The organism is Sphingomonas edaphi, assembly GCF_003583725.1.
GTDB classification, from domain to species: domain Bacteria; phylum Pseudomonadota; class Alphaproteobacteria; order Sphingomonadales; family Sphingomonadaceae; genus Sphingomicrobium; species Sphingomicrobium edaphi.
This window is the reverse complement of record NZ_QXTF01000002.1, coordinates 62,706-85,908: the sequence shown is the minus strand read 5'-3', so window position 1 is coordinate 85,908 and position 23,203 is coordinate 62,706. Positions and strand designations below refer to the sequence as shown.

Sequence of the window (23,203 nt, the reverse complement as noted above, 5' to 3'; positions counted from 1 at the left end):
TTATCGGCGCATGACAGCCGAACCCATTCCGACCGACCTGCAGCCGGTCGAACCCGCCTATCGCAACGCCTTGCGCGCGCGGGCGGCTATCTTCTGGGTGCCGCTGTTCATCGGCGCGATGATTCTGAATAAGGTCGTGCTGGCAGAAACGCCCGTCGGTGACGTACTGTCGGCCATGGTCGGCGTCGTCGGACTCAGCGGCATATTCGTCGCGCCGGATCGCATCTACCGGCGGCTGGCCTATGCCATCGATGATCGGCTGCTCCGCACGGTGCGCGGCTGGCTTTTCCTTACCGACACCGTGGTTCCCTTCGTGCGCGTGCAGCACATCGACGTCACGCGCGGCCCTTTCGACAAGCTGTTCGGAACCGCGACGCTTGTCGTGCACACGGCCGGAACGCACAACAGCATCGTCACGCTGCCCGGCCTGTCGCCCGGCCGTGCCGCAGAAATCCGCGAGACGATCCGCGCCGAAATTCGCGCCGACGCCGAATGACTCAGGCCACCACGATCCCCATGGACAAGACGGTGCTCGGGCCAGCCGAACGGCTTCATCCACTCTACCTGATCACCGGCCTGCCCCAGTCGCTGCGCGGAGCGTGGGGGCTGCTCGCCGGCAGCGTCCTCCTCGCGTCTCAGGATAAATGGTTGATCGCAGTGTTGATGGTGGCGGGGTTCGTCGTGGTCTCGATCGGCTCTCTGCTCATCCGCTGGTTGAAACTCGAATATCGCGTCGGCGCGCATGAGATTCGCATCGACAGCGGCTGGCTCAACCGCACCAGCCGCGCGATTCCCTTCGACCGTGTGACCGACGTCGATCTGGAACAGGGCCCGTTACATCGCCTGTTTGGCTTGGCCCGAGTCCGCCTCGAAACCGGCGCTTCAGCCGGCGCGAAGGGTGAAGACGGCGTCCTCCACACCATCGCACTCGCGCGGGCGGAGACGCTTCGCGAACATATTCGCGCCCGCCGCACTGGCATTACTGATCCGCAGATTTCTGCCGAAGGTGAACCCGCCCCGCTCTTCGCCATGGACAATCGGCGCGTAGCGTTTGCAGGTGCGTTCAACTTTTCCCTGGCAGTCATCGCGGGCCTCTTCGGCGTTACCCAGACGATGGGCGACGTTATCGGCTTCGACCCCTTCCGCCGCGTCTTCTGGGCCGACCTGCTCGAGCGCTCCGAACCGCTGCAACGACTAGTTATGGCACACCAGATTGTTGCCTTCATCGGCGGATCGATCATGCTTCTGCTCCTCGGTGTCGGCACCGGCCTGGTCCGCACCTTCCTCCGCGAATATCGGTTCCGGCTCGACCGTACCGAAACCGGCCTCCGCCGCCGCCGCGGCCTGCTCACCCTCACCGACGTCACCATCCCGGCGCGCAGGGTCCAGGCCGCGATCCTCGCCACGGGACCGGTGCGCAAATATTTCGGCTGGCGCGTCCTGAAGCTGCAAAGCCTTGCGATGGATGGCGGGAACGGCGATCATGTCGTCGCCCCATTCGCGACCGAGCAGGAGGCCGCCGCCATCCTCGGCACTGTGCTGGGTCCGATCGCTCCGGCCAGCGGCAATTGGCGGCCTGTTTCAAGCGCCTTTGTTTCCAGCCTGGCTTGGCTCCTGATTCCCGCCGCGCTCGTTGCCGTGCTGCTCGGGATGTTTTCGATCCAGTTCGCCGAGCTGTCTGGCAGTGATGCCGCCCCGCTCGCCGGACCCGTCATTATCTGGATCCTCGGCGCCGCCTCCGCCGTTGCGTTTCGCTGGTTGAGCTGGCGGCAGACGCGCTTCGCCCTGGATGATCGCAATCTGTTCGTCGAAACTGGTTGGTGGCGTCATCGCCGCAACATCTTGCCTGTTGGGAAAATTCAGAGCGTCGATATCGCCGAGAATTTCTGGAGCCGCCTGTTCGGCGTCTGCACGCTGCGACTTGGAGTCGCCGGCGGAGGTGGCTTCTCCGATCATCATATCCCCGCGCTTGCCCGCGACGAAGCCACTTCGCTTCGTGCGCAGTTGCTCAGCTGATGAGCGGCGCTTTCGCCTGTGGAGTCGAGCGCAGCTTGACCGGCCAGCCGTGGCGCTGGAGGCGTTCGGGTGGTGACGACCTCCAGCGCGACCTAGTCGATCAGCTTTTGTTGGCGCGCGGGATTGAGGAAGCCGACCTCGCTCGCCACCGTGCCCCGACGATCCGCGAGTTCCTGCCCGACCCTTCGGTGTTCGCCGACATGGACAAGGCGGCCGCTCGCCTCGCTGATGCCGTACAGCGTGGCGAGACCATCGCCATCTTCGGCGACTATGATGTTGACGGCGCAACGTCGGCAGCACTGCTAATCCTCCTGCTCCGCCGCTTGGGCTTGGAGCCCATGGTCTACATCCCCGACCGATTGATGGAAGGATACGGCCCCTCCGGCGCGGCCTTGGTTGAGCTCAAGGGCCGCGGTGCCAACCTTGTGATCACCGTCGATTGCGGCGCGCAAGCGTTCGAGGCGCTCGACGAAGCTGCGGCGGCGGGCCTCGACGTCATTGTCTGCGACCATCACCAATGCGCCACGCGGCTTCCGACGGCGCTCGCTGTCATCAACCCCAACCGCCTCGACGAAAGCGAGACCGGCGCGGCCCACGGCCATGTCGCGGCAGTCGGAATGGCGTTCCTGCTGGGCGTTGCCGTAATCCGGGAGCTCCGGCAGCGCGGCCAATTTGCTGGTGACCGGACGGAACCCCGCATCATCGACCTGCTCGACATCGTCGCGCTCGGGACGGTAGCTGACGTGGCCCGCCTCAAGACCCTCAACCGCGCATTTGTAACGCAAGGTCTCAAAGTCATGGCCGACGGGCGTAACATTGGCCTCGTCGCGCTCGCGGAGGCAGCGCGCCTTGTGAAGGCGCCGACGGCCCGCGATCTTGGCTTCGCACTCGGCCCGCGAATCAACGCCGGCGGCAGAGTGGGGAAATCGGACCTCGGAGTACGCCTACTGACCTCCACCGATCTTGAAGAGGCCCGGATCATTGCTGCCGAGCTAGATCGGTTGAACGAGGAACGGCGCGCGATTGAGATGATCGTGACCGAGCAAGCCGGAGAGGCTGCGGAGGCCCAAGCGGAGCACCCACTGATTATGGTGTCTGGCAAGGGTTGGCACCCCGGCGTAATCGGGATCGTCGCCAGCCGCCTTAAGGAACGTTTTGGCCGCCCTGCTATCGTCATCGCAGAGGATGAGGATGGGACCGGAAAGGGATCGGGGCGGTCAATTTCCGGAGTGGATCTCGGCGCGGCCGTACTAGCCGCCAAGGACAGCGGTCTTATCGTTGCCGGAGGTGGCCATGCGATGGCGGCCGGCTTGACTGTCTCTCCCGGCGGCATCGATTCGCTGCGCCAGTTCCTGAACGAGCGGATGGCCACCGACGTCGCGTCTGCCCGGGGGAACCGGTCGCTTCTGCTTGACGCCCTGCTCGCGCCAGGCGGAGTTGCTGGAAACTTGTGTGATTCGCTCGATGCGGCCGGCCCCTATGGAGCGGGATGGCCAGCACCGCGTGTCGCTGCAGGACCTGCGCGGCTGATGCGGGCGGGAGTCGTTGGCAACGGCCATGTCCGCGCGATCGCGGTGGGCGATGATGGCAAGTCGTTCAAACTGATCGCCTTCCGCGCCGCGGAGACGGAGCTGGGTCAGGCACTGCTGTCCTCACCCTCCGACAAGCGCTGGTGGCTGGCCGGATCCATCAAGCGCGACGAGTGGAATGGGGGCAATGCGGCAGAAATGCACCTGGAAGATGCCGCACCGGCTTGACCGACCGCCGCCCATCGCCTAGTCGCGCCCCCGCACCAAGCGTGGCCCCTTCGTCTAGCGGTTAGGACGCGGCCCTTTCACGGCTGAAACACGGGTTCGATTCCCGTAGGGGTCACCATCTCTGCCAGCGGCAGCATGATGGCGACGGTTTCGCTCTGCCACGCTATCCCTGCGTTGTGCGTCCGAACGTTCTGTGCGCGCCCCCACGGCGGCCTGCCCCTAACCAGCGACCCGACTTTCACTAGACCGGAATTGGTTCAACTACGACCGTCGGGGGGGTCTTCTCATCGGCGCCGAACGGCTCGCCCCTGATGAAGGCCAAAATATCCCGATTGATGAGGTCGGCATGGGTCGTCGCCATTCCATGCGGCAGCCCAGGATAGGTCTTGAGCACGCCGTACCTTAGCAGTTGCGCGGACAAAGGTGCGGAGTCGGCATAGGGAACAATTTGGTCGTCGTCTCCGTGGAGCACCGCGACCGGCACGTCTATCGCTTGCAAGTCCTCGGTGAAGTCGGTCTCGGAAAAGGCCTTGATACCGTCGTAATGGGCTTTGATTCCGCCCATCATTCCCTGTCGCCACCAGTTGCGGATGATGCCTTCGGACGCCTGGGCGCCGATGCGATTATATCCGTAGAATGGGCCCGATGCGACATCGAGGTAGATTTGCGCGCGATTGGTGGCAACGCCCGCGCGGTAGCCGTCGAAGACCTCAATCGGTGTTCCGCCGGGATTTGCATCGGTCTTCAGCATTAGCGGCGGCACTGCGGCGATAGTGACGGCACTCGCGACCCTGCCCGAGCCCGCCCCGGCAACGTAGCGCACGACTTCCCCGCCGCCGGTAGAGTGGCCGACATGGACCGCGTTTCGAAGATCGAGTTGCGCGGCGAGGTCGGCAACGTCGGCCGCATAATGGTCCATGTCGTGGCCATCACTGACCTGAGCCGAGCGGCCGTGGCCGCGGCGGTCGTGGGCGATAACGCGGAAGCCCTGGTTCAGAAAGAATATGAACTGCGCATCCCAGTCATCGCCGCTCAGCGGCCAGCCGTGATGCAAGACGATTGGCTGGGCATCCCTGGGCCCCCAGTCCCGATAGAAAATCTCGGTCCCGTCCCTGGTGGTAATGAATGGCATGAGCTTTGCTCCCGGCGCTGCGGGTTCCGGCCGTCGGGGCCGGCGCCGTGTCTCGATATGCCGAGTGGCGGGCGATTACGGGTCCGTCGAACGCGTCGGAGTCGGATCGGGACGGTCCCATCCCTTAACATGGATCGGGTTGCGCCGCGAAGACAGGGGAACCGCCTTCTGGCCTAATCCTGCGAGAGTCCGTCGAGCGCGTCGAGTTCCTTCTCGATTTTCCGGCTGGCGGGAGAAATGCCCATGACCGGCGGCATTGGCTTGCCGCCCAAGGCTGCCGCGAGGCGATCCTGATCAAGCGCCTTGTCCCAGCGCGCGACGACCACAGTCGCGACCGCATTACCGATGAAATTGGTCAGGCTGCGGCATTCGCTCATGAAGCGGTCGATGCCGAGGATCAGCGCCATGCCCGCTACAGGCACGGTGGGCACGATCGACAACGTAGCCGCAAGGGTGATGAAGCCCGCGCCGGTGACCCCTGCCGCCCCTTTCGAGCTAATCATCGCCACGAGGAGCAGCGCAATCTGGTCGCCGAGCGAGAGATCCACGTCGGTCGCTTGGGCGATGAACAAGGCGGCGAGCGTCATGTAGATGTTGGTGCCGTCCAGATTGAAGGAATAGCCGGTGGGAACGACGAGGCCGACCACGCTGCGCGAACAGCCGGCCCGCTCCATCTTGTCGATCAGGGCGGGCAGTGCCGCCTCCGACGACGACGTGCCCAGCACGAGCAGCAACTCGGCCTTCAGATATCGGATCAGTCGGAGGATCGAAAAGCCGTTGAGCCGCGCCACTGCGCCCAGCACGACCAGCACGAACAGCAGCGAGGTGACATAGAAGGTCACCAGCAGCGCGCCGAGGTTGGCGAGCGTGCCGATGCCATAGGCGCCGATGGTGAAAGCGATGGCGCCGAACGCTCCGACCGGCGCCGCGCGCATTAGGATACCAACCAGCCGGAACACAACCAGGCTTAGCCGTTCGAGGAAATCAAGCACCGGCTCGCCGGCATTGCCGACCAGTGACAACGCAATGCCGAACAGGATCGACACGAATAACGTTTGTAATATCGATCCATCGGTGAGCGAGGACAGCATTGTGGTCGGGACGATGTCGAGCAGGAAGCCCGTGATGGAACTGTCGTGCGCCTTCTCGGTGTAGGAGGCGACCGCGGCCGGATCGAGTGTCACGGGATCGATGTTCATCCCCGCACCTGGCTGCAGCAGGTTGGCGACGATCAATCCGACGATAAGAGCCAGCGTCGAAAAGAACAGGAAATAGGCAAAGGCTTTGCCCGCGACGCGCCCGACCGTCGCCATTTCCCTCATGCCAGCGATGCCCGTCACCAGCGTCAGGAAAATTACCGGCGCGATGATCATCTTCACCAGCTTGATGAACCCGTCGCCGAGCGGTTTGAGCGACTCACCAGTTTGAGGCCAGAAATGGCCGACGACCACACCAAGGGCGATGGCAACCAAGACTTGCACGTAGAGATGAGCGTAGAATGGCCGTCGCATGTGCGCGGCCGCGGTCGCTTCGGCCGAATGTTGATGCGCGTCTTCCCCGTTGCGAATCATAACCTCATCCATCCGACCACCAAGCTCGCCGCCAGCGCGGCCATGCTTGCCCCCAAAGCTGTGGCCGCGCCCAGCCCCTTGCCCCGTGCATAAGCGATTGTGATGCCCAGCTTGACTGTCATGTTGGCAAGGATTGTGCCGCCAAGTGCAAGCGCGGCGAGCGCAGGGGAAATGGTCTCGGCAGGCAGACCGCCGGCGGTGACGATTGCCGCGTCGACGTCCAGCGTCCCCATGATCAGCAGCAACAGCGCGATTCCCTCCTGTCCGAAGCGGGCCTCCGCCCAGCGTGCTGCCACCGCCGCGACGGCGAGGAAGATGAGGAACGTTAGGGCCGGGACCAGCGCAATCGGATTACCGGGAGGGGCTGGGCCTTCCGTCTTGGGGGCGGTGCGATAAAGCCACCAACCTGCCGTGAATGCCACCAGAAGAGCCGGACCGACGACGACTGCGAAATCGACTAGCAGCCGCGTCGCCAGAACCCCGACCAACACCACCACGCGAAGGTACATGACAGCGCTGGCCAGTGCGATTCCGGCCGGTTCGGCGCCGCTGCTCTCCGCGCTGCCTAGTCGTTGCGACAGAGATTGAGTCACCGCTGTCGAACTGTAGGCGCCGCCGATGACCGCAGTAGCGATCGTACCGTGCCGAGCGCCGAAGATGCGGTTCGCGACATAGCCGGCAAATGAAAAACCGGTGACGAGAATCACCACCCACCAGAGCGTCGCCGCGTTCCAGGCATTGTAGGGACCGAATGTCTTGTCAGGCAGGAAGGGCAGCACGGCAAGCGCGATGACCGCGAACCTTGCCAGCGCCTTGATGTCGCGCTCGTCGAGTTGATTGATGAAGGCGTGAAGATCTTCGCGCAACGCGAGTATCAGGACGACTACAGCCGCCGACGCAAGCGCAAGGCCGACCATGCCGTTCCCGGCAAGAAAGGCGATGCCCGTGGTCGCTACTGCTGCGATCGGGCTGGTTGCATCGGCCTTAGCCTTCAGCTTCGGTGCATACGCGACGGCCAGCATCGCTAGCGCGGCCAGCACGAGCGCTCCTGCGACCATCGGCTGCGTACGGCCAAGCAATCCGGCGATGGCCGCGCCCAGGCCGAGCAAGCTGAAGGTGCGAACGCCGGCAACGCGCGTCCCCGCTTTTTGCCGCCGCTGGTTGAACCCCCGCTCCACCCCGATCAACGCGCCAGCCGCGAAGCCCGCGCCGACCCGAATGGCATCCTGCGCCCATGGCTCAAGCCCGGCGATCACCCCGCCAGCCGCTGCGCATGCCAGCGGACATGATCGGCCATAAATGTCGAGATGAAATAATAACTATGATCATATCCGGCATGACGCCGAAGCGTGAGGTCAATCCCCGCTAGATCGCATGCCGACTCCAGCAGCTCAGGGCGCAGTTCCTTTTCGAGGAATGGATCAGCCTCGCCGACATCGACCAGCAACTCGCCGACGCGCGCGCCATCCTCGATCAGCGCGACCGTGTCATGCTGTCGCCAAGCAGGGCCCAGCTCGCCGAGATAGTGGCGGAGCGCCTTGCGGCCCCACGGCACCAGGCCAGGCGCAACGATAGGGGCGAATGCCGACACGGAGCGGAACAGGCCCGGGTTTCGCAGTGCGAGGGTCAAGGCGCCGTGTCCGCCCATCGAATGACCAGTAATCCCCTGGCGCATCATGTCCGCGGGGAAATGCTCGGCTATGAGCAGCGGTAACTCATCGACAATGTAGGTCGCCATGTTGAAGTGGCGGCTCCAGGGCTCTTCGGTCGCGTCGAGGTAGAAACCCGCGCCCTGGCCGAAATCCCACAGGCCCTCAGGATCGTCCGGAACGTCCGGGCCGCGCGGGCTGGTGTCCGGCGCGACGAAGATGATGCCCTGTTCCGCACAGGCAGCGCGGAACTCGCCTTTTTCCGTCACATTTGCGTGGGTGCAAGTCAGGCCCGACAGATACCAAAGGACAGGCAGCGGACGGCCCAGGGCGACCTGGGGCGGCACAAACACGGAGTAAACCATGTCCGTGTTTGTCGACGTTGAAGCGTGGCGGTAAACGCCCTGGACGCCGCCATGACTTCGCGTTTCGCTGACGGTCTCCAAGCTTATTCCTTCGGCATCCGGTAAAAACCGCAAAGCTTGTTGCCATCGGGATCGCGAAGGTAGGCAAGATACATCTTGCCGAAGCCAGCATCCCGGACGCCGGGAGGATCCTCGATCGAGGTGCCGCCATTGGCAACGCCCGCCGCATGCCAAGCGTCGACCTCTTCCGGGCTGCTGGCGCGGAGGCCAATAGTCGAGCCATTGCCGTGGCTGCACGGCTGGCCATCGATCGGGAGGCCGATGCCCAACGCGCCTTCCCTGGTCATCCACCAGTCGGACTTGCCGAAGTCCTGTCCCGGTGCATGCCCTAGAACTCCCATCGTCGCATTGTAGAATTTGCGCGCCCGTTCGCGGTCGCTGCAACCCAGCATCACATGACTGAACATTGTCGCCCTCCTTTAGAATACCACGACGCTGCGGATGCTCTCACCCGCGTGCATCAGGTCGAAGCCCTTGTTGATCTCGTCCAGCGTGAGGACATGGGTGATCATTGGGTCGATTTGAATCTTCCCGTCCATGTACCAATCGACGATTTTCGGAACGTCGGTCCTGCCTTTCGCGCCGCCAAATGCGGTCCCGCGCCAGTTTCGGCCGGTGACCAGCTGGAACGGCCGGGTCGCGATTTCCTTGCCGGCTTCAGCGACGCCAATGATAATGCTGGTGCCCCAGCCGCGGTGGCAACATTCCAGGGCGGTGCGCATCACATCGGTATTGCCGGTGCAGTCGAAGCTGTAATCGGCACCGCCGTCGGTCAGCTCAACGACCTTTGCGACGATATCGTCTCGGCTCATGCCCTTGGTGTTGAGAAAGTCGGTCATGCCAAACTTGCGGCCCCAATCCTCGCGGTCCGGGTTGATGTCGATCCCGATGATCTTGTTCGCGCCAGCGAGCTTAGCGCCCTGAATGACGTTGAGGCCGATGCCGCCGAGGCCAAAGACGACAACATTGTCACCCACTTGCACCTTCGCGGTATTGGTGACCGCGCCGACGCCGGTCGTCACGCCGCAGCCGATGTAGCAACTCGTCTTGAACGGCGCGTCATCGCGGATCTTCGCGACCGCGATTTCCGGCAACACCGTGAAATTAGAGAAGGTCGAGCAGCCCATGTAATGAAAGATTGTTTGGCCCTTGTAGCTAAACCGGCTGGTGCCGTCGGGCATTAAGCCCTTCCCCTGGGTCGCACGAATGGCCGTACAAAGGTTGGTCTTGCCGGAAAGGCACGATTTGCACTGACGGCATTCGGGCGTGTAGAGCGGGATGACATGGTCGTCGGGCACGACGCTCCTGACGCCTGCACCGACTTCGCGAACGATCCCTGCGCCCTCATGACCGAGGATAGAGGGGAAGATACCTTCGCTATCGAAGCCGTCGAGCGTGTAGGCATCGGTGTGGCAGATACCGGTCGCCATAATCTCGACCAGCACTTCTCCGGGCTGCGGACCCTCGAGGTCTAGTTCGACGATTTCGAGCGGCTGCTTGGGGGCGAAGGCGACGGCTGCACGAGTCTTCATGGTTGCTCCTTTTCGGCCGCTCGCTTGCCACGCCGCGAGCCATCCGCCAATGCTTGATGAACATGAGAGGGGACGCGATTTGGGCTGGGCAACAGGGCGCCACGCGCTGATCACCGGCGGCGGAAGCGGCATCGGCGCCGCGACCGCGCGCATGCTGGCGGCTGAAGGCGCGAAAGTCTCAATGCTCGGACGCCGCGCCGAACCGATGCGGGAGATCGCGGTCGAAATTGGCGGCGCGGCCATTCCATGCGACGTCACGGATCGCTCGGCCATCGAGACCGCCTATGCGGAGGCCCGGGCCGCAAACGGGCCAATCGATTTTCTCATATTGAACGCCGGAGTCGCCGATAGCTCTCCGTTCGCGCGGACCGCCCGCGACACATTCGATCGCATTATCGCGACCAACCTCACTTCGCTGTTCGACGGGGCCCAACTCGCGTTGCCGGACCTGCTTCAGGGCGACAATAAAAGACTGGTCGTCGTTGCGTCCGTTGCTGGTCTTCGTGGTGCCGCCTTTGCGGCGCCCTACGTTGCGTCGAAGCATGGCGCAGTGGGATTGGTGAAGAGCCTGGCGCTTGAATATGCGCGGACCCTCCTCACGGTGAACGCGGTCTGCCCCGGCTTCGTCGATACGCCGATGACCGACCAATCGGCGGAGCGGATCCACCAGGCCACCCGGCGCAGCGAGGCCGAAGCCCGCGAAGCGCTGGCCGCCATGAATCCGTCGGGCCGCCTCGTGTCGGCGGACGAGGTTGCGGCGTCCATCCTGCACCTATGCCACCCGATGAGCCGATCAATTACCGGCGCCTGCCTCACGGTCGATGGCGGGGCAACCGCGTGAGCCTTGACCCAACGACATTGGAACCCACCCATTTTCGCTGGACGTTCGCTGATGGCGTCGGGACGATTACGCTTGACCGGCCGGAACGGAAGAACCCTCTCACTTTTGACAGTTACGCCGAACTGCGAGATCTGTTCCGCGCGCTCTGCACCGCGCCCGGGGTGCGGATCATCGTTCTAAGTGGCGCGGGGGGCAATTTCTGTTCCGGTGGCGACGTGCACGAAATCATCGGCCCGTTGACTAAGATGGATATCCTCGGTCTTCGTGAATTCACGACAATGACCGGCGACCTGGTGCGCGCGATGCGCGACTGCCCGCAGCCCATCATTGCCGCGGTCGAGGGCGTCTGCGCCGGCGCGGGCGCGATTTTGGCAATGGCGAGTGACCTACGACTTGCAGCGCCCAACGCGAAGACCGCCTTCCTGTTTACCCGCGTTGGCCTGTCCGGAGCGGACATGGGCGCCTGCGCCATTCTCCCGCGGATCATCGGACACGGCCGCGCGGCCGAACTGCTGTTCACCGGGCGCTCGATGGACGCCGACGAAGGCGAGCGCTGGGGATTTTTCAGCCGGCTGGTTCCGGACGTCAAAGCGGAGGCCGCGGCGCTTGCCCGCCAGCTCGCGGACGGGCCGGTTCAGGCGCATTACATGACCAAGCGGCAACTGGATGCAGAATGGAACGTGTCGATCGACACGGCGCTGGACATGGAAGCCGAGGCCCAGGCCGAGTGCATGACAACCCGCGATTTCCATCGTGCCTTTGAAGCATTCGCCGCGAAGCGTCGGCCGGAGTTCCAAGGTGACTAGCGGTCTCGACCTCGATTGGCCATTCTTCGAGCCGCGTCACCGCGAGCTCTCGTCCCAACTGGATCGGTGGTGCAAGAACCATCTTTCGGACGCGCCTGCCAGGGATGTAGACGAGCATTGCCGAGCGTTGGTTCGCAACCTCGGCTTGGCCGGCTTCCTGAAGCTATGCGTAGCCGACGGCGGCACGCCCCCCGATGTTCGCAGCCTCGCGATTGCCCGTGCAACGCTCGCCCGCCATTCCGGTCTAGCCGACTTCGCCTTTGCGATGCAGGGCCTGGGTTCCGGCGCGATCAGCCTGTTCGGGGACGCGGAGCAAAAGGCCGATTTCCTGCCCGGTGTCTCAGGAGGATCAGCGATTGCCGCATTTGCGCTGACCGAACCGGACGCCGGATCCGACGCGGCGAGCATTGCGACCCGAGCGGTGCGCGCCGGCGACGATTGGATCATCGACGGCGAGAAGACCTACATCTCCAACGGCACCATTGCCGATGTGGTCACCCTATTCGCCCGGACCAGCGACGACGGCGCACGGGGATTGTCGGCGTTCATCCTGCCGCTACCCGCGGCAGGTGTGACCGTGCCGGAACGCATCGAGGTGATCGCACCCCATCCGTTGGCTCGTCTCAGGCTCGATAGAGTCCGGCTCCCGACCAGCGCAATGCTGGGCAGCGAAGGGGACGGATTTCGCATTGCGATGCAAACGCTCAACCTATTCCGCGTGACGGTTGGTGCCGCCGCTCTCGGCTTCGCTCAGCGCGGGCTGGACGAAGCGCTATCGTTTGCGTCTAACCGGCGGCTGGGGACTGCGACATTGGCCGACAATGCCGTAACGCAGGACCGGCTGGGCGACATGGCGACGCGCATCGACGCATCGGCCCTGTTAATCGCACGCGCAGCGTGGCAGCAGGACAAGGGCGTTGCCGACAACCGCCGTGCCGCCGCCATGGCAAAGCTTCATGCCACCGAAGAGGCGCAAAAAGTAATCGACATGGCCGTCCAGCTCCATGGCGGGCTGGGCGTTACCGTCGGCGCCAAGGTTGAGGAACTCTATCGGGAAATTCGCGCATTGCGCATTTATGAAGGCGCGAGTGAAGTTCAGCGGATGGTCATCGCCCGCGATCTTTTGAAGGAGCATCGCGCATGAACATACTCCAACCTGTCGGATGGCCCCGACCGAAAGGATATTCGAACGGTATCAGTGCCGTTGGGCGGATGATTTTTACCGCTGGGGTAATTGGATGGAACGAGCAGGAATTTCTCGTTTCCCACCGGCTCGATGCCCAGTTCGCGCAGGCGCTTCGCAATGTTCTCGCCATCCTGAAGGAGGACAATGCGGGGCCGGAGCATATAGTACGGCTGACCATCTACGTGACGTCCATCCAGGAATATATCGATAGCCGGGACGAACTCGCTCCAATCTGGAAATCGGTGATGGGCTCAAACTATCCCGCCATGGCCCTTGTGCAGGTCGTTCGCCTCGTCGAACCTGCGGCCAAGGTGGAGATCGAGGCCACGGCGGTCGTCGCCGAATGACCTACGACAGCTTTGTGTCCGACCGGCTGCCGAAGGTGGAGCAACTGCCGGAGTTCCTGCCGCTCGACTATCCCGAAAGGCTGAACGCCGCCGCCGAACTGTTGAAGCACGGCGACCCGTCAGACCTTGCCGTCGTGAACGGCCATGGTCGCTGGACCTATGCCGACCTCGACGATTTCTCGGGCCGTATCGCGCGCCTTTTAGTTGAGGAAAAAGGCTTGGTTCCGGGCAATCGCGTCCTGCTGCGCGGACCAAACGGCTACACGATGTTCGCTGCCTGGCTCGGAATTCTGAAGGCCGGTGGCGTCGCGGTGACGACAATGCCGTTGCTGCGACCTGGTGAAATCGCCACCGTCATCGACGCATCTGAAGTCGGCCATGCCATCGTCGACAGCCGCTTCATTGGCGACTTTCGAGGAGCGATGAGCCAGACCCGATTCGTCAAACACCTGACTAAATATGACGGCGATTACGGGAAAGGCGAGCTGGAGACACGGACGGCCGGACTGACCCCGTTGCCGCCGGTTGATACGGGCCGGGATGATCCCGCCCTGATTGCATTCACCAGCGGCACGACAGGGATGCCCAAGGGATGCATCCAGTTCCATCGCGACGTGCTTGCACCGTGCGACACCTTCGCCAAAGCCCATTTCCCGATGGCGCCGGGGGATATCGTCATGACCAGCGCGCCAATCGCCTTCACCTTCGGACTCGGCGCGACGCTGATGTTCCCGCTCGCATTCGGCGCGGCAACCGCCACCATCGAGCAGCCGTCGCCCTCCGCGATGCTGGATGCGATGGCGAAGTTCGGTGTAACTCATCTCGCCACTGCCCCGACGGCCTATAAGGCAATGCTGTCGCAGCCCGGGCTTGTTGACGCGCTGCGAACGCTAAAGGCCTGCCTTTCGGCCGGCGAGCACCTCCCCAAGGCGACGTGGGAAGCGTGGAAGGAGCGCACTGGTATTCCGATCGTCGACGGCATTGGATCAACCGAGATGATGCACATCTTCATATCGGAGAGCGGTGACAATATTCGTCCGGGATCCACCGGGCGAGCCGTGCCGGGCTATGTGGCCACCGTGCTCGACGACCATGGCCGGCCGCTGGACGAGGGTGAGGGCCGTCTTGCCATCAAGGGCCCAACCGGCTGCCGCTATCTCGATGATCCACGCCAATCCAAATATGTCGAGGGCAGTTGGAACGTCACCGGCGATACCTACCGCAAGGATGCCGACGGCTATTTTTGGTACGTTGCGCGCAGCGATGACATGATCGTGAGCAGTGGCTACAATATTGGAGCGCCCGAAGTGGAGAACGCGCTACTCGCCCATCCGGCCGTCGCCGAATGCGCGGTGATTGGGGTTCCCTGCCCCGAACGCGGCCAGAAGGTGAAAGCATTCATTGTCGCGGCTGTCGGAACTGAGGCAGGCGATGCCTTAATTTCCGAGCTCAAGAGTTTTGTAAAATCAATGATTGCGCCCTACAAGTATCCGCGCGAGATCGAGTTTGTTGAGGCACTACCGAAGACAGCGACGGGCAAACTACGTCGAGTGGAGTTGCGCAACCGCGACTAGGGCTGATCACACAGGAAGGCGGTCACTTCCGCGACCAGGCGCAGCCAAGCCGGTTCGTTCTGCAGCACTAGGTGGTTGTGGCTGTCGAGTGCAACGAACTGCGCGTCGGGAATGCGGGAAGCCATTAGGCGGCCGGCCTCGAGCGGTACCAGCTGATCGTTCTGGCAGTGCAGGACCAGCGTCGGCGCACGCACCTGGGGTAACAGGTCGCCGACATCGATCTCCCCGAACAGCCGCATCAACCGCTCGGCGTTTTTCGGAGAGGCAGATAGCTTCTGCAGCTCGTTCCACCATGCCGATTGCTGCGCCGTCGCTTCCGGGAAGAACAGATTGGTGAAGGTCTGACGGAAGACGGCATTGTCCTTGCCCCATCCGGTACGCGCCAGCGTGGCCAAAGCATCCCATTGCGCGCGTTGCTCAGGGTCGCGGCTATGAGCCCAGCCCGCCGCAAAGCCATTGATCATGACCAGCCTGCGGACCCGTTCGGGATAACGCACCGCGAAGGCAACGGCGACGGGGCAGCCTTGGGAGATTGCCAGCAAGTCGAATTGCTGCAGACCGGCCGCGTCCGCGACAGTCAACAAATCTTCAACGAGCAGGCTGAACGACAGGGTCGGCGCATCCCAGTCCGACATGCCGTTACACCGCTCGTCGTACCGGACCAAGGTATGACACTCCGAAAACTCGTCGATCCAGTGCCGCCACAGCGGGTTGCCCCACTCATATTCAAGATGATTAAGCCAGTTGGCAGACTTCAGCAGCGGCGTTCCGCTACCGACCTTGCTGTATGCCAGCGTAACTCCGTCACTAGTCCGACAGAATTGAACGCGCTGTTTTGGCCGCTCGCTGGCATCTGCTGCCGGCGCTGTACCGAGCGCCTGCTCCAGTCCATCCGGCAGCCCGGGATTGCTACCGTTTACCCAGTTGCTTGCGTCGACTGTATGAAATTGACGAAAGCCCAGTGGCGACGGTCCACCGTCCAACGTCAGCGGGATCAGCTTTCCGGCATCCCGGGCGTATGCCGCCTCATCACGCACCCACGGCGACTGCACCGCATCGCGAGACCATAGCACCAGCACATGGTCTGCCCGATCCAATTCCTGCTCGATCGCCGTCGAAAATTGTGAACCGCCCGACAGTTGCCGGTCCCACCAGACACGGTGTCCGGCGGCCTCCAGCGCAACGCCGAGCCGGTCGGCCACAGGCCGGTCATCACGCGCATAGCTGAGGAACAGATTGCCCAATCGCCAGCCCCTTTGAGTGGCTTTTTGCGCTTCCCCGTTCCTATCGGCAAGCCACCGACTTATTCGAATTCCACGATCACCTGGTCGACCGTCAGGCTTTCGCCCGCAGCAACCGGCGTGGCCTTGACGGTGGCAGCCTTGGTCGCGCGAAGGATGTTTTCCATCTTCATCGCCTCGACCACCGCCATGGGCTGTCCGGCCTCAACTTTATCGCCCGGCGTTACCTCTAACTTGGTGAGCAGGCCCGGCATCGGTGCCAGCAGGAAGCGCGACATGTCTGGCGCGACCTTCTCGATCATGTGGCGGGTGAGGTCGGCAACGTGCGGACTGAGGACGGTCACTTCGTGCCGAGCGCCGCGCGTCGTAAGCAGCCAGCCACGGCCCTTCCTAGCAATCTGCACAGTGCGCCTGCGCTCGTCGAGGTTAGCGACCAGCAGCTTTTGCCCCGGCACGTAGTCGGCGATGAGGTCGATTTCCTCTTCGCCGTCGATGCTGACCAGCAAGCCGCCATCATAGGGCTCGACCGCAACGGCAAATTCATCGCCCGAGACGCGGACGACATAGTCGCCGTCAGGGAATACCGGCCCGCCCAGCTGTCCATCGATCATTGCCGCGCGCGTCTCGTAGGTTGCCGCGACCAGTGCCGAAATAGCGGCCAAGTCCTTGACCAGCTCCTCGTCCGCCGGAGCGCCCGGAAAGCCTTCGGGATATTCCTCGGCGATGAAGCCTGTGGTGAGTTCGCCCGCGCGGAATCGCGGGTGCTGCATCAGCGCGGACAGGAAGTCGATATTGTCGCCGACACCGTCAAGCTGGAATGCGTCGAGCGCCGCGATCTGCAAATCAGCCGCCTCATCGCGCGTTTTCCCCCAGGTCACCAGCTTGGCGATCATCGGATCGTAGAACATGCTGACTTCGCCGCCTTCGAAGACGCCGTCGTCGACACGCACCCCCGCGACGCCACGGCGACCGTTGGCTTCGCCGTCGCTGCTCCAGCCTTCGACCGGCGGTTGATAGCGAATTAGCCGGCCTGTCGACGGCAGGAAACCGCGATAAGGGTCCTCAGCATAGACGCGGTTCTCGATCGACCAGCCGTCGATGCCGATATCAGCCTGACCAAACGACAGCTTTTCGCCTGCCGCGACGCGGATCATCTGCTCGACCAGGTCGATGCCGGTTATTGCCTCCGTCACCGGATGCTCCACCTGGAGGCGAGTGTTCATCTCGAGGAAGTAGAAGCTCTTGCCGGTCGGATCTTTGCCGCTGACAATCAACTCCACCGTCCCGGCCGAATAATATCCCACGGCACGGGCGAGGGCCACGCACTGTTCGCCCATCGCCTTGCGCATCTCGGGCGTGACGAAGGGTGATGGCGCTTCCTCGACCACCTTCTGGTGGCGGCGCTGAATCGAGCATTCGCGCTCGTTCAAATAAAGTATGTTGCCGTGCTGGTCGCCAAGGATTTGAATCTCGATGTGGCGTGGGTCCTCGATGAATTTCTCGATGAACACACGATCGTCACCGAAGCTCGAAAGACCTTCGCGCTTCGTCGCTTCGAAGCCCTCCCGGACGTCCTGCTCGCTATAGGCCAGACGCATACCCTTACCGCCACCGCCCGCGCTGGCTTTCATCATCACAGGATAACCGATTTCGGACGCGATCTTCACAGCATGATCGATATCATCGATCTCACCGACGAAGCCGGGGACGACGTTGACCCCCGCGTTCAACGCCAGTTTCTTCGATTCTATCTTGTCGCCCATCGCTGCGATGGCGTTTACCGGCGGGCCAATAAAAGCGATGCCCTCGGCCGCCAGCGCCTCGGCAAAACTGGTGCGTTCCGACAGGAAACCATAGCCCGGATGCACCGCCTCCGCGCCCGTCGCCTTGCACGCGTCGATGATCAATTCGGCCTTGAGGTAGCTTTCCGACGCCGGCGCGGGGCCGAGGCGAACGCTCTCATCGGCCATCTTCACGAAGGGCGCGCGGGCGTCGGCATCCGAATAGACCGCGACCGTCTTGATGCCCATTTTGCGCGCCGTCTGGATGACCCGGCATGCGATCTCGCCACGGTTGGCGATCAGAATTTTCTTGAACACTGGGGGGCACTCCCTCGACTACATAAATTCGACTTGGCAGAGCGATGCCTGACTTCGGACGCCGTCAGTGTTTCCGGCGCATGCTCAAACTTCGTCGCTTGCCCGAAACTCGAGAATTCGGCCCGGCGGCTACAGGCGACGCGGAAATGCAGATAACTGGGACTGCGAACAGCCCATTCAGAAAGCTCCCCCTCTTCATTCCGCTACCTCGTCCACCGGGGGCTTGTTGTGGCCGAGCAGGCGCAGGACTTCATCGGCCGCGTCGGCCAGATTGGTGCCCGGCCCAAAGATCGCCTGCACACCGGCCTCGCGCAGCATCGCGTAATCCTGCGGCGGGATGACGCCGCCTGCGACAACCTTGATGTCAGCGCGGCCCATTTCCTTCAGGGCGACGATCAGTTCGGGGATTAGTGTCTTGTGACCGGCGGCAAGCGAGCTTGCGCCGACTACGTCCACGTCCTTTTGGACTGCCAGTTCCGCCGCCTCGCGCGGTGTTTGGAACAGCGGGCCGGCAATCACCTCGAAGCCCAGGTCACCGAACGCAGAAGACACGAGGTTCGCGCCGCGGTCGTGGCCGTCCTGACCCATTTTTGCGACGAGGATTCGGGGCTTGCGGCCAATGCGGCCCGCGACGGCCCTAGTGTCCTCGACGGCAGCCGCCCAGCGCGCGTCCTTGCGCTGGCCATAAATGCCGCTGACCGGGTGCGGGCTGGTCGCGTAACGGCCGAAAACATTCTCCAGCGCCGAGGAGATTTCGCCCAGCGAGCAGCGCGCCCGCGCGCACTCGACCGCAAGTCCGAGCAGGTTGCCGTTGCTGCGCGCACCGGCCTCGAGGGCATCCAGCGCTGAGCGGGCTTTTGTCTCGTCCCGGTTGCTCCGCATCTTTTCCAGTCGCGCAATCTGCCCCGCCCGAACCCGGGCATTGTCGACCTCGAGGATGTCGATCTCCGGCTCATTTTCGAGCCGGTAGCGGTTGACGCCTACAATCACCGTTTCGCCCGTATCGACCTTTGCGGCACGCGCTGCAGCGGCCTCCTCGATGCGGGTCTTGGGTAGGCCTTCGGCGACCGCCCTCGTCATTCCGCCATGCGCCTCGACCTCGTCGATCAGCGCCTGCGCTTTTTCTTCCAGCTCTCGGGTCAGCGCCTCGACATACCAGCTTCCGCCGAGCGGGTCGGCGACGGCTGTCACGCCGCTTTCCTCGGCAAGGATCAACTGGGTGTTGCGGGCAATGCGCGCCGAGAAATCGGTCGGCAGCGCAATCGCTTCGTCAAAGCTGTTGGTGTGCAGCGACTGGGTACCGCCGAGTACCGCGGCGAGCGCTTCGACCGTGGTGCGGATAATATTGTTGTAGGGGTCCTGCTCGGTCAGCGATACGCCGCTGGTCTGGCAGTGCGTGCGCAGCAGCTTCGACTTCTCGGTCTTGGCGCCGAGGTCGGTCATGATTTGTGCCCACAGCGTCCGGGCTGCGCGAAGCTTCGCTACCTCCATGAAGAGGTTCATGCCGATGCCGAAAAAAAACGACAGGCGCGGCGCAAAGGCGTCAATGTCGAGCCCCGCGTCAACCGCCGCCCGGACATAGGCCACACCGTCCGCGAGCGTGTAGGCGAGTTCCTGCACCGCCGTCGCCCCGGCCTCGTGCATGTGATAACCGCTGATCGAAATGCTATTGAACTTCGGCATCTCGACGGACGTGTAGGCGATGATGTCGCTGACGATCCGCATCGAGGGGTCGGGCGGGTAGATATAGGTGTTGCGGACCGCGAACTCTTTTAGAATGTCGTTCTGGATAGTCCCACTGAGCAGCTTGCGGTCGACGCCCTGCTCCTCGCCCGCGACGATGTAGAAGGCCATCACCGGCAGCACTGCGCCGTTCATCGTCATGCTGACGCTCATCTCATCCAATGGGATGCCATCGAACAGCAGCTTCATGTCCTCGACGCTGTCGATTGCGACGCCAGCCTTGCCAACGTCTCCGGTTACGCGCGCATGATCGCTGTCGTAGCCGCGGTGCGTAGCGAGGTCGAAGGCGACGCTTAGCCCCTTTTGCCCGGCGGCAAGATTGCGGCGATAAAAGGCGTTGGACTCCTCGGCAGTAGAAAATCCGGCGTATTGGCGGATCGTCCACGGACGGCCCGAATACATCGTCGCATAGGGCCCACGCGTGTAAGGAGCGACGCCAGGATAACCGCTGTCGATATGTGCGGCGTCCTCAGGGCCGTAAACGGTCTTGAGAGTAATGCCCTCAGGCGTCTCGCGGCTTAGGTCCTTTCCCTTCGATTCCTTGTCGGCGAGGGATTTCCATAGGTCTTTGCGGGTATCATCGTTCATGTCGGCACCGCCCTAGCGCCGTCGCGCCCGCCTGCCAATCAGCGCGAGCGGATGCCAAGCCCAAGGAACAGATCGGCGGCGAGCACGAAAAGCCCCAGCGCGACTAGTCCGTTCAGCGCGACTATCGTTCGGAACTTCGCGCTCCCGATCTCGGCGCGCGATACCCGCGTGCGATAAAGCGGAATCACGTCGGTTCGCAGCGATCGGACGATGCGAACCACGAGCAGCACGGCGAGCGCTACCAGAAGCACCCCGAGGAATATGTCCTCCCCTTTCATCGCGCGTTCACGCGGATCTTCGCGCTGACCGAATTGGCGATGAAGCATTTTTCGTGCGCGTGGCGGTGGAGCGCGTCGATCGTCGCCGCATCTGGCTGCGGGCGCGCGAAGCGCACCTCTGGCTGAAGTACTACCTCTTCGATCCGCACTTTGCCGTCGGCGCCGCGGACCAAGGCTGCGGAAGCTTCGTCATCGTAGCTCGTCACCGCGTATCCCGCCTGCCGCGCGAGATCGAGGAACCAAAGCATGTGGCAGCTGGAGATGGACGCCAAGAACGCCTCCTCCGGGTCGACCGCTGCTGCGTCACTCCACGGCGCACGAACCACGTCAGGACTTGCCGATCCCGGCACAACCGCCCCACCGTCGAACCGCCACTCGTGCGCGCGGCTGTAGTGGCCGTGCCGGAACGACTCGGGATTGGCGTTTGACCAACTGACAATGGCGCTGTGTTTGGGCATCAGTGTGCCTGCCTGGGGCTTTCCATGATCTCGGTTAGTACCCCGCCCATGTCCTTCGGGTGGAGGAAGAAAATCGGCGTCCCATGCGCCCCGATGCGCGTGGGTCCGAGGATACGCACGCCCTTCGAGTCGTAGAACGCCCGCGCCTCGTCGATGTCGTCGACTTCGAAGCAAAGGTGATGCTGCCCACCCTCGGGATTGCGCTCGAGGAACTTTAAAATCGGCGAGCCTTCTCCCAGCGGCTCTATCAACTCCACCTGCATGTTCGGCGCATCGACGAAGCAGACGCGCACGCCCTGTGCAGGCAAGTCGAACGGATCATGGACGGTCGTTGCGCCCATCTTGTCCCGGTACAATGCGACCGACCTATCGATTGAAGGGGTAGCCACCCCGACGTGGTTCAATCGTCCCAGTTTCATGCATGCCTCACAGCGGAATATTGTCGTGCTTCTTCCACGGGTTCTCGAGCTGCTTGTCGCGTAGCTTGCGCAGCCCCAGCGCGATGCGCTTGCGGGTCGAGTGGGGATAGATCACCTCGTCGATGAAGCCCTTGCTCGCCGCGACGAAGGGGTTGGCGAAGCGCTCTTCATATTCGCGCGTCCTCTCCGCGATCTTGTCGGGATCGCCGATGTCCTGGCGGAAGATAATCTCGACCGCGCCCTTCGCGCCCATCACGGCGATCTCGGCAGTCGGCCAGGCATAGTTCAAATCCCCACGCAGGTGCTTCGACGCCATGACGTCGTAAGCCCCGCCATAAGCCTTTCGGGTTATGACCGTGATCTTCGGAACCGTCGCTTCGGCATAGGCGAACAGCAGCTTTGCGCCATGCTTGATGATGCCGTGATGTTCCTGCCCCACGCCCGGCAGGAAGCCCGGCACGTCGACGAAAGTAATGATCGGAATCTCAAACGCGTCGCAGAAGCGGACAAAGCGCGCGCCCTTCTTCGAGGAGTTGATGTCGAGGCAGCCGGCCAGCACCATCGGCTGGTTGGCAACGATACCCACCGTGCGCCCCTCGATCCGCGCAAAACCGATGATGATGTTGCCGGCATGGTTTGGCTGAAGCTCGAAGAAATCGCCCTCGTCCGCGACCTTCCGGATCAGCTCATGCATGTCATAGGGCTGGTTCGCGCTCGGCGGTATGAGCGTGTCGAGGCTCTCCTCGATCCGATCCCAAGCGTCCTCGGTCGGCCGCTCGGGAACGTCATGCCGGTTCGACAGCGGCAGAAAGTCGAAGAATTCGCGCGCCGCCAACAGCGCGTCGATGTCATTTTCGAACGCCACGTCGGCAACACCTGACTTGGTCGTGTGGGTGACCGCGCCGCCCAGTTCCTCCTGGGTCACGACTTCATTGGTCACGGTCTTAACCACGTCGGGACCCGTGACGAACATGTAGCTGGAGTCCTTCACCATGAAGATAAAGTCGGTCATCGCTGGGGAATAGACCGCGCCTCCAGCGCACGGCCCCATAATCAGGCTGAGCTGCGGGACGACACCTGATGCCAGCACATTGCGCTGGAATACCTCGGCGTAGCCGCCGAGCGATGCCACGCCTTCCTGGATGCGCGCACCGCCACTGTCGTTCAGACCGATCACCGGCGCTCCGACCTTCATCGCCGCGTCCATGATCTTGCAAATCTTCTGGGCGTGCCGCTCGGACAGCGATCCGCCAAACACGGTAAAATCCTGCGCAAAGACATAGACCAGACGGCCGTTGATCGTGCCGCTGCCCGTGACCACGCCATCGCCCGGGAACTTCTGGCTCTCCATCCCGAAGTCGACGCAGTTATGCTCGACGTACATGTCGACTTCTTCGAACGAGTCGGGATCGAGCAGCACGGTCAATCGCTCGCGCGCGGTCAGCCGCCCCTTGGCGTGTTGCGCGTCAATGCGTTTCTGACCTCCGCCCATGCGCGCCGCGGCGCGCCGTTGTTCCAGCTGTTCGATCGTCGTGGCCATG

Annotated in this window: 21 protein-coding genes and 1 tRNA gene; 9 read left to right on the top strand and 13 right to left on the bottom strand. The window is 62.9% G+C overall.

All coding sequences use genetic code 11. The annotated features are described in order from the left end of the window. Positions 1–10: 10 nt before the first annotated feature. The 4 genes from D3M59_RS07240 to D3M59_RS07225 all read left to right on the top strand — a co-directional run bounded on the left by D3M59_RS07240 (position 11) and on the right by D3M59_RS07225 (position 3,891). On the top strand, positions 11–496 hold the full coding sequence (locus D3M59_RS07240; RefSeq protein WP_119532996.1) for a PH domain-containing protein: 486 nt from the start codon (positions 11–13) through the stop codon (positions 494–496). Further along, the gene (locus tag D3M59_RS07235) at positions 493–2,016 is read left to right on the top strand and encodes a PH domain-containing protein (protein WP_119532995.1); all 1,524 of its coding nucleotides are present in this window, start codon (positions 493–495) and stop codon (positions 2,014–2,016) included. The genes D3M59_RS07240 and D3M59_RS07235 overlap by 4 nt, the downstream gene beginning before the upstream one ends. Beyond that, positions 2,016–3,773 (top strand): single-stranded-DNA-specific exonuclease RecJ, encoded by a 1,758-nt coding sequence (gene recJ, locus D3M59_RS07230; protein ID WP_119532994.1) that lies wholly within the window; start codon positions 2,016–2,018, stop codon positions 3,771–3,773. The genes D3M59_RS07235 and recJ overlap by 1 nt, the downstream gene beginning before the upstream one ends. A 43-nt stretch (positions 3,774–3,816) precedes the next feature. Further along, positions 3,817–3,891 (top strand) — tRNA-Glu (locus tag D3M59_RS07225). Between the two features lie 123 nt (positions 3,892–4,014). Here D3M59_RS07225 and D3M59_RS07220 read toward each other — a convergent pair. The 6 genes from D3M59_RS07220 to D3M59_RS07195 all read right to left on the bottom strand — a co-directional run bounded on the left by D3M59_RS07220 (position 4,015) and on the right by D3M59_RS07195 (position 10,082). Further along, complete coding sequence (locus D3M59_RS07220; RefSeq protein WP_119532993.1) at positions 4,015–4,905, bottom strand: alpha/beta fold hydrolase; 891 nt, start codon at positions 4,903–4,905, stop codon at positions 4,015–4,017. Between the two features lie 173 nt (positions 4,906–5,078). After that, positions 5,079–6,416 (bottom strand): dicarboxylate/amino acid:cation symporter, encoded by a 1,338-nt coding sequence (locus D3M59_RS07215; RefSeq protein WP_119533335.1) that lies wholly within the window; start codon positions 6,414–6,416, stop codon positions 5,079–5,081. 56 nt (positions 6,417–6,472) lie between these two features. Continuing rightward, complete coding sequence (locus D3M59_RS07210) at positions 6,473–7,732, bottom strand: MgtC/SapB family protein (RefSeq protein WP_119532992.1); 1,260 nt, start codon at positions 7,730–7,732, stop codon at positions 6,473–6,475. Then, positions 7,729–8,571 (bottom strand): S-formylglutathione hydrolase, encoded by an 843-nt coding sequence (gene fghA / locus D3M59_RS07205; protein WP_199662448.1) that lies wholly within the window; start codon positions 8,569–8,571, stop codon positions 7,729–7,731. The genes D3M59_RS07210 and fghA overlap by 4 nt, the downstream gene beginning before the upstream one ends. A 2-nt stretch (positions 8,572–8,573) precedes the next feature. Continuing rightward, a complete protein-coding gene (locus tag D3M59_RS07200; RefSeq protein ID WP_119532991.1) occupies positions 8,574–8,957 on the bottom strand; it encodes a VOC family protein in 384 nt (127 codons plus the stop codon). Between the two features lie 12 nt (positions 8,958–8,969). After that, positions 8,970–10,082, bottom strand: a complete 1,113-nt coding sequence (locus D3M59_RS07195; protein ID WP_119532990.1) for an S-(hydroxymethyl)glutathione dehydrogenase/class III alcohol dehydrogenase — start codon at positions 10,080–10,082, stop codon at positions 8,970–8,972. A gap of 49 nt (positions 10,083–10,131) precedes the next feature. Between D3M59_RS07195 and D3M59_RS07190 the strand changes: the two genes are divergently transcribed. The 5 genes from D3M59_RS07190 to D3M59_RS07170 are packed head-to-tail and all read left to right on the top strand — an operon-like array spanning position 10,132 to position 14,836. Beyond that, entirely contained in the window at positions 10,132–10,923 is a 792-nt protein-coding gene (locus D3M59_RS07190; RefSeq protein ID WP_119533333.1) for an SDR family NAD(P)-dependent oxidoreductase, read from the top strand. After that, a complete protein-coding gene (locus tag D3M59_RS07185; RefSeq protein WP_233543189.1) occupies positions 10,920–11,729 on the top strand; it encodes an enoyl-CoA hydratase family protein in 810 nt (269 codons plus the stop codon). Before D3M59_RS07190 ends, D3M59_RS07185 begins: the two co-directional genes overlap by 4 nt. Beyond that, positions 11,722–12,873, top strand: a complete 1,152-nt coding sequence (locus tag D3M59_RS07180) for an acyl-CoA dehydrogenase family protein (RefSeq protein WP_119532988.1) — start codon at positions 11,722–11,724, stop codon at positions 12,871–12,873. The genes D3M59_RS07185 and D3M59_RS07180 overlap by 8 nt, the downstream gene beginning before the upstream one ends. After that, entirely contained in the window at positions 12,870–13,262 is a 393-nt protein-coding gene (locus D3M59_RS07175) for a RidA family protein (protein WP_119532987.1), read from the top strand. Before D3M59_RS07180 ends, D3M59_RS07175 begins: the two co-directional genes overlap by 4 nt. Continuing rightward, entirely contained in the window at positions 13,259–14,836 is a 1,578-nt protein-coding gene (locus D3M59_RS07170) for an AMP-binding protein (protein WP_119532986.1), read from the top strand. The genes D3M59_RS07175 and D3M59_RS07170 overlap by 4 nt, the downstream gene beginning before the upstream one ends. On the opposite strand, the gene D3M59_RS07165 is transcribed toward D3M59_RS07170, so the two are convergent. The 7 genes from D3M59_RS07165 to D3M59_RS07135 all read right to left on the bottom strand — a co-directional run bounded on the left by D3M59_RS07165 (position 14,833) and on the right by D3M59_RS07135 (position 23,202). After that, positions 14,833–16,080, bottom strand: a complete 1,248-nt coding sequence (locus tag D3M59_RS07165; RefSeq protein WP_119532985.1) for an alpha/beta fold hydrolase — start codon at positions 16,078–16,080, stop codon at positions 14,833–14,835. The two genes, D3M59_RS07170 and D3M59_RS07165, sit on opposite strands and share 4 nt — an antisense overlap. Positions 16,081–16,139: 59 nt before the next feature. After that, positions 16,140–18,176 (bottom strand): acetyl-CoA carboxylase biotin carboxylase subunit, encoded by a 2,037-nt coding sequence (locus tag D3M59_RS07160; RefSeq protein WP_119532984.1) that lies wholly within the window; start codon positions 18,174–18,176, stop codon positions 16,140–16,142. A gap of 195 nt (positions 18,177–18,371) precedes the next feature. After that, positions 18,372–20,507 (bottom strand): methylmalonyl-CoA mutase, encoded by a 2,136-nt coding sequence (gene scpA / locus D3M59_RS07155; RefSeq protein WP_119532983.1) that lies wholly within the window; start codon positions 20,505–20,507, stop codon positions 18,372–18,374. 38 nt (positions 20,508–20,545) lie between these two features. Next, positions 20,546–20,785 (bottom strand): hypothetical protein, encoded by a 240-nt coding sequence (locus D3M59_RS07150; protein ID WP_119532982.1) that lies wholly within the window; start codon positions 20,783–20,785, stop codon positions 20,546–20,548. Next, entirely contained in the window at positions 20,782–21,243 is a 462-nt protein-coding gene (locus D3M59_RS07145; protein WP_119532981.1) for an OsmC family protein, read from the bottom strand. The genes D3M59_RS07150 and D3M59_RS07145 overlap by 4 nt, the downstream gene beginning before the upstream one ends. Next, positions 21,243–21,662 (bottom strand): methylmalonyl-CoA epimerase, encoded by a 420-nt coding sequence (gene mce / locus D3M59_RS07140; protein ID WP_119532980.1) that lies wholly within the window; start codon positions 21,660–21,662, stop codon positions 21,243–21,245. The genes D3M59_RS07145 and mce overlap by 1 nt, the downstream gene beginning before the upstream one ends. Before the next feature lie 7 nt (positions 21,663–21,669). Continuing rightward, positions 21,670–23,202: an acyl-CoA carboxylase subunit beta gene (locus D3M59_RS07135; protein ID WP_119532979.1), complete on the bottom strand. Its 1,533-nt coding sequence runs from the start codon at positions 23,200–23,202 to the stop codon at positions 21,670–21,672. Position 23,203: the final 1 nt, after the last annotated feature.